This window comes from Xanthomonas translucens pv. undulosa, from assembly GCF_017301775.1.
Taxonomy (GTDB): Bacteria; Pseudomonadota; Gammaproteobacteria; order Xanthomonadales; family Xanthomonadaceae; genus Xanthomonas_A; species Xanthomonas_A translucens.
The window spans coordinates 250,151-265,925 of record NZ_CP063993.1 but is presented as its reverse complement, the minus strand read 5'-3'; the positions used below and the strand labels follow the sequence as shown (position 1 = coordinate 265,925).

11 protein-coding genes and 1 pseudogene are annotated in these 15,775 nt (G+C 67.6%); 7 read left to right on the top strand and 5 right to left on the bottom strand.

Going from position 1 to position 15,775, the window contains the following annotated elements:
* Positions 1 to 46 precede the first annotated feature (46 nt).
* From ISN38_RS00950 to ISN38_RS00940, 3 genes and pseudogenes are all read left to right on the top strand, one after another.
* Entirely contained in the window at positions 47 to 1,171 is a 1,125-nt protein-coding gene (locus tag ISN38_RS00950) for an efflux RND transporter periplasmic adaptor subunit (RefSeq protein ID WP_003468689.1), read from the top strand.
* A pseudogene (locus ISN38_RS00945) lies at positions 1,171 to 4,711 on the top strand (efflux RND transporter permease subunit). The gene ISN38_RS00950 and the pseudogene ISN38_RS00945 overlap by 1 nt, the downstream one beginning before the upstream one ends.
* Positions 4,708 to 7,800 carry an efflux RND transporter permease subunit gene (locus tag ISN38_RS00940; RefSeq protein WP_206712015.1) on the top strand — a complete coding sequence of 1,031 codons (3,093 nt, stop codon included), beginning with the start codon at positions 4,708 to 4,710 and terminating at the stop codon, positions 7,798 to 7,800. Before ISN38_RS00945 ends, ISN38_RS00940 begins: the two are co-directional and overlap by 4 nt.
* A 159-nt stretch (positions 7,801 to 7,959) precedes the next feature.
* On the opposite strand, the gene ISN38_RS00935 is transcribed toward ISN38_RS00940, so the two are convergent.
* From ISN38_RS00935 to ykgO, 5 genes are all read right to left on the bottom strand, one after another.
* Positions 7,960 to 9,255 carry a TraB/GumN family protein gene (locus ISN38_RS00935; protein WP_038237671.1) on the bottom strand — a complete coding sequence of 432 codons (1,296 nt, stop codon included), beginning with the start codon at positions 9,253 to 9,255 and terminating at the stop codon, positions 7,960 to 7,962.
* Between the two features lie 35 nt (positions 9,256 to 9,290).
* On the bottom strand, positions 9,291 to 10,193 hold the full coding sequence (locus ISN38_RS00930; RefSeq protein WP_058363276.1) for a carbon-nitrogen hydrolase: 903 nt from the start codon (positions 10,191 to 10,193) through the stop codon (positions 9,291 to 9,293).
* A 312-nt stretch (positions 10,194 to 10,505) separates the two neighbouring features.
* Positions 10,506 to 11,543 carry an agmatine deiminase family protein gene (locus ISN38_RS00925; RefSeq protein WP_003468680.1) on the bottom strand — a complete coding sequence of 346 codons (1,038 nt, stop codon included), beginning with the start codon at positions 11,541 to 11,543 and terminating at the stop codon, positions 10,506 to 10,508.
* 105 nt (positions 11,544 to 11,648) lie between these two features.
* Positions 11,649 to 11,978, bottom strand: coding sequence for a hypothetical protein (locus tag ISN38_RS00920; RefSeq protein ID WP_003468678.1), 330 nt, complete (start codon positions 11,976 to 11,978; stop codon positions 11,649 to 11,651).
* Positions 11,979 to 12,106: 128 nt separating this feature from the next.
* Complete coding sequence (gene ykgO, locus ISN38_RS00915) at positions 12,107 to 12,232, bottom strand: type B 50S ribosomal protein L36 (RefSeq protein WP_003468676.1); 126 nt, start codon at positions 12,230 to 12,232, stop codon at positions 12,107 to 12,109.
* A gap of 172 nt (positions 12,233 to 12,404) precedes the next feature.
* On the opposite strand from ykgO, the gene cmk reads away from it, so the two are divergent.
* From cmk to ISN38_RS00895, 4 genes are all read left to right on the top strand, one after another.
* On the top strand, positions 12,405 to 13,076 hold the full coding sequence (gene cmk, locus ISN38_RS00910) for a (d)CMP kinase (RefSeq protein WP_058358633.1): 672 nt from the start codon (positions 12,405 to 12,407) through the stop codon (positions 13,074 to 13,076).
* Between the two features lie 241 nt (positions 13,077 to 13,317).
* The gene (gene rpsA / locus ISN38_RS00905) at positions 13,318 to 14,997 is read left to right on the top strand and encodes a 30S ribosomal protein S1 (protein WP_003468672.1); all 1,680 of its coding nucleotides are present in this window, start codon (positions 13,318 to 13,320) and stop codon (positions 14,995 to 14,997) included.
* A 79-nt stretch (positions 14,998 to 15,076) separates the two neighbouring features.
* On the top strand, positions 15,077 to 15,382 hold the full coding sequence (locus ISN38_RS00900; protein ID WP_003468670.1) for an integration host factor subunit beta: 306 nt from the start codon (positions 15,077 to 15,079) through the stop codon (positions 15,380 to 15,382).
* A 91-nt stretch (positions 15,383 to 15,473) separates the two neighbouring features.
* Entirely contained in the window at positions 15,474 to 15,773 is a 300-nt protein-coding gene (locus ISN38_RS00895; RefSeq protein WP_003468667.1) for a LapA family protein, read from the top strand.
* Positions 15,774 to 15,775: the final 2 nt, after the last annotated feature.

Sequence of the window (15,775 nt, the reverse complement as noted above, 5' to 3'; positions counted from 1 at the left end):
CTACTTACCTACAACACCATTCACGCCATCCACCAAGGACACGACGATGACGCGATATTCCACGCGCCGACGCACCGCCAGCTGCGCCGCCGCGCTGTTGATCACCTCCACACTGCTGCTCGGCGGCTGCAAGCCGGCGGCCGGCGACGCGCAGGCCAAGGCCAAGCAGGCCGAGAAGGCGCCCGACGCGGTGCCGGTCGAGGTGGCCAAGGTCGGCCGGCGCGCGGTGGCGGCCAGCTACAGCGGCACCGCGGCGCTGGAGGCGCGCGCCGAATCGCAGGTGGTGGCCAAGACCTCCGGCGTGGCGCTGGCGGTGCTGGCCGAAGAAGGCCAGCAGGTCCGCGCCGGGCAGCCGCTGGTGCGGCTGGACCCGGACCGTGCGCGGCTGGCGGTGGCGCAGAGCGAGGCGCAGCTAAGCAAGCTGGAGAACAACTACCGGCGCTCGCAGCAACTGGTCGGCCAGCAACTGGTCAGCGCCGCCGATGTCGATCAGATCAAGTACGACCTGGCCAACGTGCGCGCGCAGCACCAGCTGGCATCGCTGGAACTGTCCTACGCCACGGTGGTCGCGCCGATTTCCGGGGTGATCGCGTCGCGTTCGATCAAGACCGGCAACTTCGTGCAGATCAATACGCCGATCTTCCGCATCGTCGACGACTCGCGCCTGGAGGCCACGCTCAACGTGCCGGAGCGCGAGCTGGCCACACTCAAGGCCGGACAGCCGGTGACGCTGCTGGCCGATGCGCTGCCGGGCAAGCAGTGCCTGGGCAAGGTCGATCGCATCGCGCCGGTAGTGGATTCGGGCAGCGGCACGTTCCGCGTGGTGTGTGCGTTCGAGGAAGGCGCCGAAGCCTTGCAGCCTGGCATGTTCGGGCGCATCCGCATCGACTACGACCAGCGCGCCGATGCGCTGGTGGTGACGCGCCTGGCGCTGCTCGACGACGGCGAGCCGGCGGTGTTCCGGGTCAGTGCCGGCAAGGTGACGCGGGTACCGGTCAAGCTGGGCTACGCCGAAGGTCAGTGGGTGGAGATCCGCGACGGCCTGCAGCCAGGCGACCAGGTGGTCACCGCCGGCAAGGTCGCCTTGCGCGACGGCAGCCGCGTGCAGGTAATCGTGCCGCAACGCGAGGTCGCCGAGGTCGGCGGCGCCGCCGCGGTCGGAGCGTACTGATGACCAGCGCCGGTTCCGATCACGGCAGCGATCCGCACGACCACGCGCCGCCCGGCGTGCGCGGCGGCGGGCTGGTTGAATTTGCCACGCGCCGCCGCGTCACCATCGCGATGGCCACGGTCACGTTGCTGCTGTTCGGCGTGATCGCGCTGAACAGCCTCAAGGTCAACCTGCTGCCCGACATGAGCTATCCGACCCTGACCGTGCGCACCGAGTACACCGGGGCGGCGCCGTCGGAGATCGAGACGCTGGTGACCGAGCCGGTCGAGGAAGCGGTCGGCGTGGTCAAGAACCTGCGCAAGCTCAAGTCGGTGTCGCGCACCGGGCAGAGCGACGTGGTGCTGGAGTTCGCCTGGGGCACCAACATGGACCAGGCCAGCCTGGAGGTGCGCGACAAGATGGAGGCGCTGCAGCTGCCGCTGCAAGCCAAGGCGCCGGTGCTGCTGCGCTTCAATCCCTCCACCCAGCCGATCATGCGCCTGGTGCTGGCGAGCAAGGCGACGCCGGCCAGCGACGCCGATGCGGTGCGCGCGCTGACCCAGCTGCGCCGCTATGCCGACGAGGACCTGAAGAAGAAGCTGGAGCCGGTGGCCGGCGTGGCCGCGGTCAAGGTCGGCGGCGGGCTGGAAGACGAGATCCAGGTCGATATCGACCAGCAGCGGCTGGCGCAGCTGAGCCTGCCGATCGACAACGTCATCACCCGGCTCAAGGAAGAGAACATCAACATTTCCGGCGGGCGCCTGGAACAGGGTTCGCAGCGCTACATGGTGCGCACCGTCAACCAGTTCGCCGACCTGGACGAAATCCGCAATCTGCTGCTGACTACCCAGGGCGCGGGCAGCAGCGCCGCCGATTCGGCGATGCAGCAGATGTACGCGATCGCCGCCTCGACCGGTTCGGAAGCGGCGCTGGCCGCGGCCTCGGCGGCGCAGAGCGCCTCGTCCAGTGCCACCACCACCATCGCCAACGGCATGCCGGTGCGGCTGAAGGACGTGGCGCAGGTGCGGCAGGGCTACAAGGAGCGCGAGGCGATCATCCGCCTGGGCGGCAAGGAAGCGGTGGAGCTGGCGATCTACAAGGAGGGCGACGCCAACACCGTGTCCACCGCGGCGGCGCTGCGCAAGCGCCTGGAACAGCTGCAGGCGCAGATCCCGCCGGACGTGGAGCTGACCACGCTGGAAGACCAGTCGCGCTTCATCGAACACGCCATCGGCGACGTCAAGAAGGACGCGGTGATCGGCGGCCTGCTGGCGATCCTGATCATCTTCCTGTTCTTGCGCGATGGCTGGAGCACGTTCGTGATCGGCCTGTCGCTGCCGGTGTCGATCGTGGCCACGTTCTTCTTCATGGGCCAGCTCGGGCTGAGCTTGAACGTGATGTCGCTGGGCGGCCTGGCGCTGGCCACCGGGCTGGTGGTGGACGATTCGATCGTGGTGCTGGAGAGCATCGCCAAGGCGCGCGAGCGCGGCCTGAGCATTCTCGATGCGGCCATTGCCGGCACCCGCGAGGTCAGCATGGCGGTGGTCGCCTCGACCCTGAGCACGATCGCGGTGTTTCTGCCGCTGGTGTTCGTCGAAGGCGTGGCCGGGCAGCTGTTCCGCGACCAGGTCTTGACCGTGGCGATCGCCATCGCGATCTCGCTGGTGGTGTCGATGACCCTGATCCCGATGCTCAGTTCGCTGAAGGGACGCCCGCCGCTGGCGTTCCCGCCCGAACCGGAGCAGCCGCACTGGCAGCCGCAGCGCGGCTGGCTGAAGCCGGTGGCGTGGGGCCGGCGTGGGGCCGGCGCGGTGCCGGCGCGGTGCCGGCGCGGCGGTGCGCGGCGCGTTCTTCGGCGCGGCGTGGCTGCTGGTGCGGCTGTGGCGCGGCGGCATGGCGTTGGTCGCGCCGGTGATGCGCAAGGCCAGCGATCTGGCGATGGCGCCGTATGCGCGCGCCGAACGCGGCTATCTGCGCTTGCTGCCGGGCGCGTTGGCGCGGCCGTGGCAGGTGCTTGGGCTGGCCGCGCTGGCGTTCGCGGCGACGCTGGCGGTGCTGCCGATGCTCGGCGCCGACCTGATTCCGCAGTTGGCCCAGGACCGTTTCGAGATGACGGTGAAGCTTCCGGACGGCACGCCGTTGCGGCAGACCGATGCGCTGGTGCGCGAACTGCAGGAAACCCACGGCAAGGACGCCGGCGTGCAGGCGCTGTATGGCGTCAGCGGCAGCGGCACCCGGCTCGATGCCAGCCCCACCGAAAGCGGCGAGAACATCGGCAAGCTGACCATCGCCATGGCCGGCGGCGGCAGCGCGCAGTTCGAGGCGCAGCAGAGCGAGCGCATGCGCGCGACGATGCGCAAGCGTCCGGGCGTGCAGGTCGGTTTCAGCCGCCCGGAGCTGTTCAGTTTCTCCACGCCGCTGGAAATCGAGCTGCGCGGGCAGGACCTGGAGACGATCCAGCACGCCGGGCAGAAGCTGACCGCGATGTTGCGCGGCAATGGCCACTACGCCGATGTGAAATCGACCGTGGAAGAGGGCTTTCCGGAAATCCAGATCCGCTTCGACCAGGAGCGCGCCGGTGCGCTGGGCCTGACCACGCGGCAGATCGCCGATGTGGTGGTGAAGAAGGTGCGCGGCGATGTCGCTACCCGCTACAGCTTCCGCGACCGCAAGATCGACGTGTTGGTGCGCGCGCAGCAGAGCGATCGCGCCAGCGTCGACAGCATCCGCCGGCTGATCGTCAATCCCGGCAACAGCAAGCCGGTGACGCTGGATGCCGTCGCCGACGTGGTCGCCACCACCGGACCCAGCGAGATCCACCGCGCCGACCAGATCCGCGTGGCGATCGTGTCGGCCAACCTGCGCGACATCGACCTGGGCGGCGCGGTGCGCGAGGTGCAGGAGCTGGTCGCGCGCGAACCGCTCGGCGCCGGCGTCGGCATGCACATCGGCGGGCAGGGCGAGGAACTGGCGCAGTCGGCCAGGTCGCTGCTGTTCGCGTTCGGCCTGGCGATCTTCCTGGTGTACCTGGTGATGGCCTCGCAGTTCGAATCGCTGCTGCACCCGTTCGTGATCCTGTTCACCATCCCGCTGGCGATGGTCGGCGCGGTGCTGGCGCTGCTGCTGACCGGCAAGCCGGTGTCGGTGGTGGTGTTCATCGGCCTGATCCTGCTGGTCGGGCTGGTGACCAAGAACGCGATCATCCTGATCGACAAGGTCAACCAGCTGCGCGAGGACGGCGTGGCCAAGCGCCAGGCGCTGATCGAGGGCGCACGCTCGCGCTTGCGCCCGATCATCATGACCACGCTGTGCACGCTGTTCGGCTTCCTGCCGCTGGCACTGGCGGTGGGCGAGGGCGCCGAAGTGCGCGCGCCGATGGCGATCACCGTGATCGGTGGCCTGCTGGTGTCCACGCTGCTCACGCTGGTGGTGATCCCGGTGGTCTACGACCGCCTGGACCGACGCGCCGACGGCGACTACGCCGAGCGCGGGCAGCGCGCGCGGCGGCGTCTTGAAGGTCTTGGCCGCGCCGAAGGCGACGGCGCGGGCGAACCGGTATGAGCGTCGCCGAGTTCAGCATCCGCCGTCCGATCACCACCATCATGTGCTTCGTGTCGCTGGTGGTGGTCGGCTTGATCGCGGCGTTCCGGCTGCCGCTGGAGGCGTTGCCGGACATCTCCGCGCCGTTCCTGTTCGTGCAGTTGCCGTACAGCGGCTCGACCCCGGACGAGGTCGAGCGCAACCTGGTGCGGCCGACCGAGGAAGCGCTGGCGACGATGACCGGGATTAAGCGCATGCGCTCGACCGCGACCGCCGACGGCGCCAACATCTTCATCGAGTTCTCCGATTGGGATCGCGACATTGCCATCGCCGCCTCCGACGCGCGCGAGCGCATCGACGCGATCCGCGCCGACCTGCCTTCCGATCTGCAGCGTTACCACGTGTTCAAGTGGTCCAGCAGCGACGAGCCGGTGCTGAAGGTGCGTCTGGCCGGCGCGGCCGACCTGACCGGCGCCTACGACATGCTCGACCGCGAGTTCAAGCGGCGCCTGGAACGCATCCCCGGCGTGGCCAAGGTGAAGGTGTCCGGCGCGCCGCCGAACGAGGTCGAGATCGCGATCGTCCCGGACCGGCTCAGCGCGCACAACCTCAGTCTCAACGATCTCAGCGAGCGCCTGGGCAAGCTCAATTTCTCGCTGTCGGCCGGGCAGATCGACGACCATGGCCAGCGCCTGCGGGTGCAGCCGGTCGGCGAGCTGCGCGACCTGCAGGAACTGCGCGACCTGGTCATCGACCCCAAGGGCCTGCGCCTGGGCGACATCGCCGACATCCGGCTGAAACCGACCCGGATGAACTACGGCCGGCGCCTGGACGGGCGCCCGGCGGTGGGCCTGGACGTGTACAAGGAACGCAGCGCCAACTTGGTGGAGGTGTCGCGCGCGGTGCTGGCCGAGGTCGAACAGATCCGCACCCAGCCGGCGCTCAACGAGGTGCAGGTCAAGGTCATCGACAACCAGGGCAAGGCGGTGACCTCGTCGCTGACCGAACTGGCAGAAGCCGGCGGGGTCGGCCTGCTGCTGTCGGTGACGGTGCTGTTCTTCTTCCTGCGGCACTGGCCCTCGACGCTGATGGTGACCCTGGCGATCCCGATCTGCTTCACCATCACCCTGGGCTTCATGTATTTCGCCGGGGTGACCCTCAACATCCTGACCATGATGGGCCTGCTGCTGGCGGTGGGCATGCTGGTGGACAACGCGGTGGTGGTGGTGGAAAGCATCTACCAGGAACGCGAACGCATGCCGGACCAGCCGCAGCTGGCGTCGATCATCGGCACCCGCAACGTGGCCATCGCGCTGTCGGCCGGCACCCTGTGCCACTGCATCGTGTTCGTGCCGAACCTGTTCGGCGAGACCAACAACATCAGCATCTTCATGGCGCAGATCGCCATCACCATCTCGGTGTCGCGGCTGGCCTCGTGGCTGGTGGCGGTGAGCCTGATCCCGATGCTGTCCGCGCGCATGCGCACGCCGGCGCTGGTGCGCTCCGAGCGCGGCCTGATCCCGCGCCTGCAGCGCCGCTATGCGCGGCTGCTGCGCTGGTCGCTGGCCCATCGCGGCTGGAGCGTGGCGGCGATCGCGCTGATCGCCGCGCTCAGCGTGGTGCCGATGCTGCAGACCAAGAAGGACATGTTCGGCGGCGACGGCGGCGAGCAGATCTTCATCGGCTACCAGTGGAAGGGCTCGTACACGCGCGAGCAGCTGTCCGCGGAAGTGGCCAGACTGGAACGCTTCATCGACGCGCGCCGCCAGCCCTACCACGTCACCCAGGTGTATTCCTGGTTCAGCGAAGTGGAAGGCAGCAGCACCACGCTGACCGTGGACCTGAAGCAGGTGCGCGACCTGCAGGCGCTGATCGAGCAGATCCGCAAGGAACTGCCGCGCTCGGCGCTGGCCGACTACAGCGTCGGCAGCAACGGCAACGGCAACGGCAATGGGCAGGGCAGCGGTGCGCAGAGCGTGCAGGTGCAACTGGTCGGCGATTCCACCCAGACCCTGCGCGCGATCGCCGACGACGTGGTGCCGCTGCTGGCGCGGCGCAAGGAATTGCGCGACGTGCGCGTGGACACTGGCGACCGCAGCACCGAGCTGGCGGTGCGGGTGGATCGCGAGCGTGCATCGGCGTTCGGCTTCAATGCCGAGCAGGTCGCCAGCTTCGTCGGCCTGGCGCTGCGCGGCGCCTCGTTGCGCGAGTTCCGCCGCGGCGACACCGAAGTGCCGGTGTGGGTGCGCTTCGCCGGCGCCGAGCAGACCACGCCCGAAGACCTGGACAGCTTCAACGTGCGCACCAAGGACGGGCGCAGCGTGCCGCTGTTGAGCCTGGTGGACGTGCAGACGCGGCCGGCGGCGACCCAGATCGGGCGCACCAACCGCCAGACCACACTGACCATCACCGCCAACCTCGGTGTCAAGATCACGCCGGCCGAGGCCAAGCAGGCAATGGAGGCAACGCTCAAGGACGTCAGCTTCCCGGCCGGCTACCATTACAGTTTCGACGGCGCCGACGGCCAGAACGAGGACCAGGCCGGCCAGCAGATGCTGTTCAACCTGCTGATCGCGCTGCTGATGATCTACGTGGTGATGGCGGCGGTGTTCGAATCGCTGCTGTTCCCGGCGGCGATCATGAGCGGCGTGCTGTTCTCGATCTTCGGCGTGTTCTGGCTGTTCTGGCTTAGCGGCACCAACTTCGGGATCATGGCCTTCATCGGCATCCTGGTGTTGATGGGCGTGGTGGTGAACAACGGCATCGTGATGATCGAGCACATCAACAACCTGCGCCGGCGCGGAATGGGCCGCACCGAAGCGCTGGTGGAAGGCTCGCGCGAGCGGCTGCGGCCGATCATGATGACCATGGGCACGGCGATCCTGGCGATGGTGCCGATCTCCTTGACCACCACGCAGATGTTCGGCGACGGCCCGGCCTATTACCCGATGGCGCGTGCGATCGCCGGCGGCCTGGCGTTCTCCACGGTGGTCAGCCTGCTGTTCCTGCCGACCATCTACGCGATCCTCGACGACCTCAGCGGCGGCGTGGCGCAGCTGCTGCGCCGCGCCCGCGGCGGCCGCGGCGTGGCGGCGCCGCAGGTGTCCTGACGAAGGGAGGTGGGCCGCGCGCAGGAATGGCTGTTGCAATCGTCGCCTGCTGCATCGCGCGGAAAACCTGTGGGAGGAGCTGAAGCCCCTCCCACAATGTTCACGACATGGCGGCTATGCGATGGGGGCAGGGCGCATGACCCTGCCGCCGCGGCGCACTCAACCGGCCAGCTTGCCGAAGATGCGGAAACCTGCCAGCCACACGCCGATCATGCTGCCGAGGTTGGTCAGCAGGAAGGTCAGCACCACCCGCGAGACGCGGTTGCGGTACCAGCCGCGCAGGTTCTGCGCGTCGTCGCGCAGCGCCAGGAAGTCGCCGTACGCCGGCTTGCGCATATGCACCTCTACCAGTGCGCTGAACGCACCGGCCGGCACACCGGGCCGGAACGGCTTCAACGGCGCGGCGATTGCGCCGGCGATGATGCTCAGCGGATGGCCGCCGGCCAGCAGGCAGCCGAGCCCGGCCAGGCCGCCGGTGAACAGCACCCATTGCAGCAGCAGGTCGGTGCCCAGCGCGAAGCCGCCGCGCCAGTAGCCCCAGGCGACGCCGCCCAGCACCAGCGCGGTCAGGGTCAGGGTGATCCACGGAACCTTTTTCTTGGTTGGCACGTCTTCCAGCGCCTTGCGCAGCGTGGCCGGATCGTCCTGGTCGTCCTGCAAGTGCCTGGCCAGACCGGCCAGATGGCCGGCGCCGACCACCGCCAGCACGTTGCGGATGCCGTCGGCGCGCGCGGTCTCGAGATAGTCCGGAGTCGCGATCGACGTCTGGCTGGGCGCGGTCCGCTGCGCGTGTTCCTCGCGCAGGCGGGTGGCCATGTAGCGGTCGCGCTCGGCGATGATGGTGTCGTACAGCGCCGGGCTCTCGCTGGCGAAATCGCCGAAGCTGGCCTCAAGCATGTCGCCCTGCTTGAGCTTCTCTATCTCCGCCTCGCCGACCTCGTCGGAGGCGAACAGGCCGCCGAGCAGGCCGCTGCCGAGCTTGAGCTTGCCGAACAAACCGAGCCGGCCGGAGGCGCGCTTGAAGGTCAGCCCGACCTCGCGGTCGATCAGGTACACCGGCAGCTGCCGCTCGCGCGCCAACAGCACCGCGCGCTTGAGTTCGGCGCCCGGTTCGATGCCCAGTTGTTCGGCCAGACGCCGCTGGTAGGCGGCCAGCGCCAGGTTCGCCGCGAACAATGCGACCCGGCCCTTGCGGATCACTTGCACCAGGTCGAGCTTGGTCAGCGCGTCCGGGTCGGTCAGCGCTTGCAGCCGTTGCGGGTCCAGTTCGACCGCGACCGCATCGAAGCGGCCGCTGTCGATCGCCCGTTCCACCGCGGCGACGCTGGTCAGCGACACATGCGCGGTGCCGAGCAGGGTGTAGCGCACGCCATCGCGCTCGACGATGCGGTACGGCTGGCCGGCGAACAGCGCGTCGTCGCCGGCCTGGGAAAGTTCGTTCATTCCATCACTCATCGGAGGGCGCCTGATCGGCGCCGGGGTGCAGCGGCTCAGTCGATGTAACGCTTCAGCAGGTCGCCATAGGCGTCGATGCGGCGGTCGCGCAGGAACGGCCAGATCCGCCGCACGTGCTCGCTGCGCTGCAGGTCCACGTCGCAAACCAGCAGGGTCGGTTCGGCGCCGGCTTCGGCGATGAACTCGCCCTGCGGGCCGAGCACGTGGCTATTGCCCCAGAACTGGATGCCGGCCGCGCCGACCACGCCATCGGCGGCAAGCGGCGAGGCTTCGTGGCCGACCCGGTTGCAGCTGAGCACCGGCACGCCGTTGGCGACGGCATGGCCGCGGTGGCTGAGGATCCAGGCGTCGCGCTGGCGCTCCTGCTCGGCCTGCGCATCGCTGGGATCCCAGCCGATCGCGGTCGGATACAGCAGCAGTTCGGCGCCGGCCAGCGCCATCAGCCGCGCCGCTTCCGGATACCACTGGTCCCAGCACACCAGCACGCCAAGGTGGCCGACCGAGGTCTGGATCGGGGTGAAGCCGAGGTCGCCCGGGGTGAAATAGAACTTTTCGTAGAAGCCCGGATCGTCCGGAATATGCATCTTGCGGTATTTGCCGAGCAGGCTGCCGTCCTTCTCGAACACCACCGCAGTGTTGTGGTACAGGCCGGCGGCGCGGCGCTCGAACAGCGAGCCGACCAGCACCACGCCATGGCGCTTGGCCAGCGCGCCGAGGCGCTCGGTGCTGGGGCCGGGGATCGGCTCGGCCAGATCGAATTCGTCCACCGACTCGTGCTGGCAGAAGTAGGCGCCGTTGTGCAGTTCCTGCAGCAGCACCAACTGCGCGCCCTGCGCCGCGGCCTCGGCCACGCGCGATTCGATGACCGCCAGATTCGCCGCGGCATCGCCATGGTTGCGCTCCTGGATCAGCGCGACGGAAAGAGTGTTTCGGCTCATTGGCGGAAGGATGGTCGGCGAAAGCGCGCATGGTAACGCGGATGGCGCCGCGGCAGGTTCCCGGCAGATGAATGCCGCCCGGCGCGCTGCGGCCACGTTCCGGTGGCTCGGCGTTGTGGGCGCCAGCGCCATGCGGCGCCCAATCCGGTCCGTTGCCTGAGTTCCACCGAGGGATCGGAATTCCTGCGTGTTGCCGCCATCGCCGCCTCGGGAGCGGCGTTTTTCGGCGGCGCGTCTGCCGATTGCTGCGAGTCGATGCGACCCGGCGAACGCCTGCCGTCGTTGGGTACGCCTTCGATCAGCGAACGCGGATCACGCCGCCAGCACGCCCTCGGGCAACTGCATGGTGATGCAGTGCAGGCTGCCGTTCTGCCAGATCAGCGCGCGGCACGGAATCGGCACGATCTCATGTTGCGGGAACGCCTGGGCCATCACCGCCTGCGCCTGCGCATCGGCGGCATCGCCATAGGCCGGCATCAGCACCGCGCCGTTGACGATGAGGAAGTTGGCGTAGGACGCGGCCAGGCGTCGGCCATGGTCGAGCACTGGTTGCGCCCACGGCAGCGGGAACAGCCGGTACGGGCGGCCGTCTGCAGTAAGCAGCGCCGCCAGTTCGGCGCCCATCGCCTGCAACTCGGCGTAGTGCGAATCGGCGGCGTCGTCGCAGGCCTGGTAGACGATCGCGTCCTCGCTGGCGAAGCGGGCGAGGGTGTCGATATGCGCGTCGGTGTCGTCGCCTTCCAGGTAACCGTGATCCAGCCACAGCACGCGCTGTTGCGCCAGCCAGTCGGCCAGGTCGCGGCTCATCGATTCGCGCGCGCGCTGCGGATGGCGTTCGTGCAGGCACTGCCAGGTGGTCAGCAGGGTGCCGGCGCCGTCGCTGTCGATCGCGCCGCCTTCCAGCGCGAAATCGATGCTGCGCACATCGCTGTCGGCAAACAGCCGCTGCGCCGCCAGCGCGCTCACCAACTGGTCGTCGCGGCTGGCCTGGAACTTGCCGCCCCAGCCAGTGAAGCGGAAGTCCAGCAACTGGAAACCGCCGCTGGCGCGGGCCAGGGTGATCGGGCCCGAATCGCGCAGCCAGGTGTCGTCGTACTCGGCCTCGACGAACCGCACGCGCTGCATGTCCACCCGCGCCGAGCGCAGCCGTGCCTCGGCGTAGATCTGCAGGTCGGCATCGGCGACGCAGATCAGCACGCGCTGATAGCGCGCGATCGCCGCGACCAGCGCGATATAGGTCTCCTCGACCTCGGCCAGGCGCTCGGCCCAGTCGGTGCCGGCATGCGGCCAGGCGATCAGGATGGCGGACTGGGGCTCCCATTCCGCGGGAAGGCGAAGGCGATCAGTCATTGCGACCACTACTCACGTCATGCCCAAGCCGAAGCCCAGGCTTTTCATTTGATCCCCGCACATGGATGTGCGGGCTCTTGCAAGGGACTCGCATGCCAACTCGCACTACCGAATGGCAGGCTTAGGCCCGACCTCGTTGGCATCGGCCTTGTTGGCCACCACATCCACCACCTTGTGCTTCTCGAAGTACACGGTGAAGGCCGGATACACCCAGCGGTTGATCGTCGGCCACTGCCGCTTCTGCCCGCCGCGCGGTTCCAGCTTCGACTGCGGGGCGCCGTAGCGCGACTCGACCTCGTCCATGCTCAGCCCGCGCGCCGGCATCGCCGCCACGGGTTCCTGCTTGACCCGCTCCACCAGCAGGGTCTCGGCGTGCGCGCCCGCGGCCAGGCCCAGGACGAGCAGCAGCGGCAGTGCGGTCAGACGGTGCTTCATCACGGTGTGCTCCCCAGAGGACGAACGGCGATTACAGCAAATTTCGGCAACAAAAAACCGCCCGAAGGCGGCTTTCGTCGATGACCCGCAAGCGTGCGCGCGGCGCCGCGGGGTGGGCCGTCGTCGGATCAGCGCTGGCGAGCCTTGAAACGCGGGTTCGTCTTGTTGATCACAAAGACCTTGCCGCGGCGGCGGACCACCTTGCAGTCGCGGTGACGGGCCTTCGCCGACTTCAGGGAGGACAGGACTTTCATGGCACACCTCGGCGTAAACTTGTGGATTAGAGAAGGACACGGCGCGGCGAAACCACGTCGCTGGATCAGTAAGTCGGCGAGTATATCCTGGTTTTCTTCATGGTTTCAACTGGTTGCGCCAGCCGGGCCGGCGCCGGGGCTACAATGCGTCGCCCCCCGTCCGAGGAACCGCATGAACGACCCCGCTCCCGTCCTGACCATCGATGGCCCTTCCGGGGCCGGCAAAGGCACCGTCAGCCGCATCGTCGCCGCCAAGCTGGGCTGGCATTACCTGGATTCGGGCGCGCTGTACCGGGCGGTCGGGGTGGCCGCCAGCTGGGCCAACCTGGACATTTCCGACGCCGCGGCGCTGGTGCGCTGCACCTTCGCTACCCATGTCAGCTTCGAGGATCTGGCCGGCGGTGGCCTGCGGGTCAGGATCAACGAGGTCGACGCCACCGACGAGCTGCGGCTGGAGACCACCGGTGCGGTGGCCTCGGCGATCGCCGCGATCCCTGAGGTGCGTTCGGCGCTGAAGCAGCGCCAGCGCGCGTTCCGGCGCCTGCCGGGGCTGGTCGCCGACGGCCGCGACATGGGCACGGTGATTTTCCCGGACGCCCCGTACAAGGTGTTCCTGACCGCCAGCGCCGAGGAGCGCGCCATGCGCCGGCATAAGCAGTTGAAGGGAAAAGGAGTTTCCGTTATATTCGATGACCTGCTGAGCGAGATCATGGCCCGCGACGCACGCGATGCCCAACGTTCGGTGGCGCCCCTGAGGCCGGCAGACGATGCCGTCCTCCTCGACACCACCGGCATGGACATCGAACAGGTGGTCGGCCGCGTCCTGGAATTGCTGCCCGCCTGAGAGTCGCGCCGGGAGTAGAGCAGCAGCATGGCGCCGCTTCGGTGCCATCCAGGCCAGTTGCACCGCAGTGCGCTTCACCACGTAATGCCGTAACACCGTTGTTCCACGCTCCGCCGCGCAATGTCGCGCTGCGGTTTTTCCCATTTCACACCCGGCCGCGGTTTGGGCCGACTAACCAGGTGGGCAGTTCGCCGTTTCCAGAAGAAACGCCCTGTCCGTGTGTCCACTAGAGTAATTTCAAATGACCGAATCTTTTGCCGAACTGTTCGAAGCCAGTCAAACCAATCTGGCCAAGCTGAAGCCGGGCTCCATCGTCACCGGCGTCGTCGTGGAAGTCCGCGGCGACGTGGTGGTGATCAACGCCGGCCTGAAGTCCGAAGGCATCGTGCCGATCGAACAGTTCCGTAACGACGCTGGCGAGATCGACGTGGCCGAAGGCGACCTGGTCAAGGTCGCCCTCGACTCGCTCGAGAACGGCTTCGGCGAAACCGTGTTGTCGCGCGAGAAGGCCAAGCGCGCGATGGTGTGGGACGAGCTGGAAGAAGCGTTGGAAAAGAACGAGACCATCACCGGTCGTATCAGCGGCAAGGTCAAGGGTGGTTTCACCGTGGACATCAAGGATGTCCGCGCGTTCCTGCCGGGTTCGCTGGTCGATGTGCGCCCCGTGCGCGACCCGGCCTACCTGGAAGGCAAGGAGCTGGAGTTCAAGCTCATCAAGCTGGACCGCAAGCGCAACAACGTGGTGGTCTCGCGTCGCGCGGTGGTCGAGAGCGAGCACTCGGAAGAGCGCGAGCAGCTGATGGACAAGCTGCAGGAAGGCGCAATCCTGAAGGGCGTGGTCAAGAACCTGACCGACTACGGCGCGTTCGTGGACCTGGGCGGCATCGACGGCCTGCTGCATATCACCGACATGGCCTGGAAGCGCGTGCGCCATCCGTCCGAAGTCGTGAACGTCGGCGACGAGCTGGACGTGCGCGTGCTGAAGTTCGACCGCGAGCGCAACCGTGTTTCGCTGGGTCTGAAGCAGCTGGGCGAGGATCCGTGGGACAACATCGCGCGTCGCTACCCGGCCAACAGCCGCGTGTACGGCAAGGTCTCCAACGTCACCGATTACGGCGCGTTCGTCGAGATCGAGCCCGGCGTGGAAGGCCTGGTGCACGTGTCCGAGATGGATTGGACCAACAAGAACGTCAACCCGTCCAAGGTCGTGCAGGTCGGTGACGAGGTCGAGGTCATGGTCCTGGACGTGGACGAGGAGCGTCGCCGCATCTCGCTGGGCATGAAGCAGGTCGCCGCCAATCCGTGGGAGACCTTCGCCGCCACCCACAAGAAGAACGACAAGGTGTCCGGCCAGATCAAGTCGATCACCGACTTCGGCATCTTCATCGGCCTGGACGGCGGTATCGACGGCCTGGTGCACCTGTCGGACATCAGCTGGAACACCACCGGCGAAGACATCGTGCGCAACTTCAAGAAGGGCGACACGCTGGAAGCGGTGGTGCTGGCGGTGGATCCGGAACGCGAGCGCATCAGTCTGGGCGTCAAGCAGCTGGAGCAGGATCCGTTCGGCCAGTACATGGCGGCCAATCCGAAGGGGTCGAAGGTCGAGGGCGTGGTCCGTGAAGTGGACGCCAAGGGCGCCACCATCGACCTGGCCGACGGCATCGAGGGCTACGTCGCCGCGCGCGACATCGCCAACGAGCGCGTCGACGATGCGACCCAGCACCTGAAGGTCGGCGACAAGATCGAAGCCAAGTTCGTGGGCATGGACCGTAAGGGCCGTACCCTGCAGCTGTCGATCAAGGCCAAGGACGATGCCGAAATGCGCGAAGTGCTGGAGGAATACCAGTCCGCGTCGGGCGGCACCACTCAGCTGGGCGCGCTGCTGCGTGCGCAGTTGAACGGCAACAAGTCCGAGTAATCCGCCACACGCAGCGTTTCTGGCACGGCCCGGTCGATCCGGGCCGTGCCGGGTTGTACCCCCATCGCACGAAGCCGTAATGACCAAGTCCGAACTGATCGAAATCCTGGCGCGCAAGCAGGCGCATCTGAAGGCGGACGACGTCGATCTGGCGGTGAAATCGCTGTTGGAGATGATGGGTGGTGCGCTGTCCGGCGGGGACCGCATCGAGATCCGCGGTTTCGGCAGTTTTTCCCTGCATTACCGGCCGCCACGCCTGGGACGCAATCCCAAGACCGGCGAGTCCGTCGCGCTTCCCGGCAAGCATGTGCCGCATTTCAAGCCAGGCAAGGAATTGCGCGAACGCGTCAGCGGCGTCGTTCCGGTCGAGTCCGACACGCCCTGATACGCCCCACGCCTGTTCCGCTGCGTCCCGGACTTTTCCGGAACCCACGCCGGTTCGGCTAATCTAGTGTCTCCCGACGCTGGAGAGCTTCATGAAAATTGCCCGTCTGCTGATACTGCTGGTGTTCCTGTTGGCCGGGCTGGTCATCGGATCGCTGAATTCGCAGCAGATCGTCATCAATTTTGGTTTCACCGGCATCAGCACCACCTCCGGCATCGCCATCATCGTCTCGCTGTTCGCCGGCGTGGTGATCGGCGCGGCACTGCTGCTGGTCACGTTGGTGATCCCGCTGTACGCCAAGCTGCGCCGCGCCAACAAGGCCGCGATCGCCGCCGCCGCACCGGCCGTCGCGCCGGTACCGACCTATCCCCCGCCTGTGGACGGACGCTGATC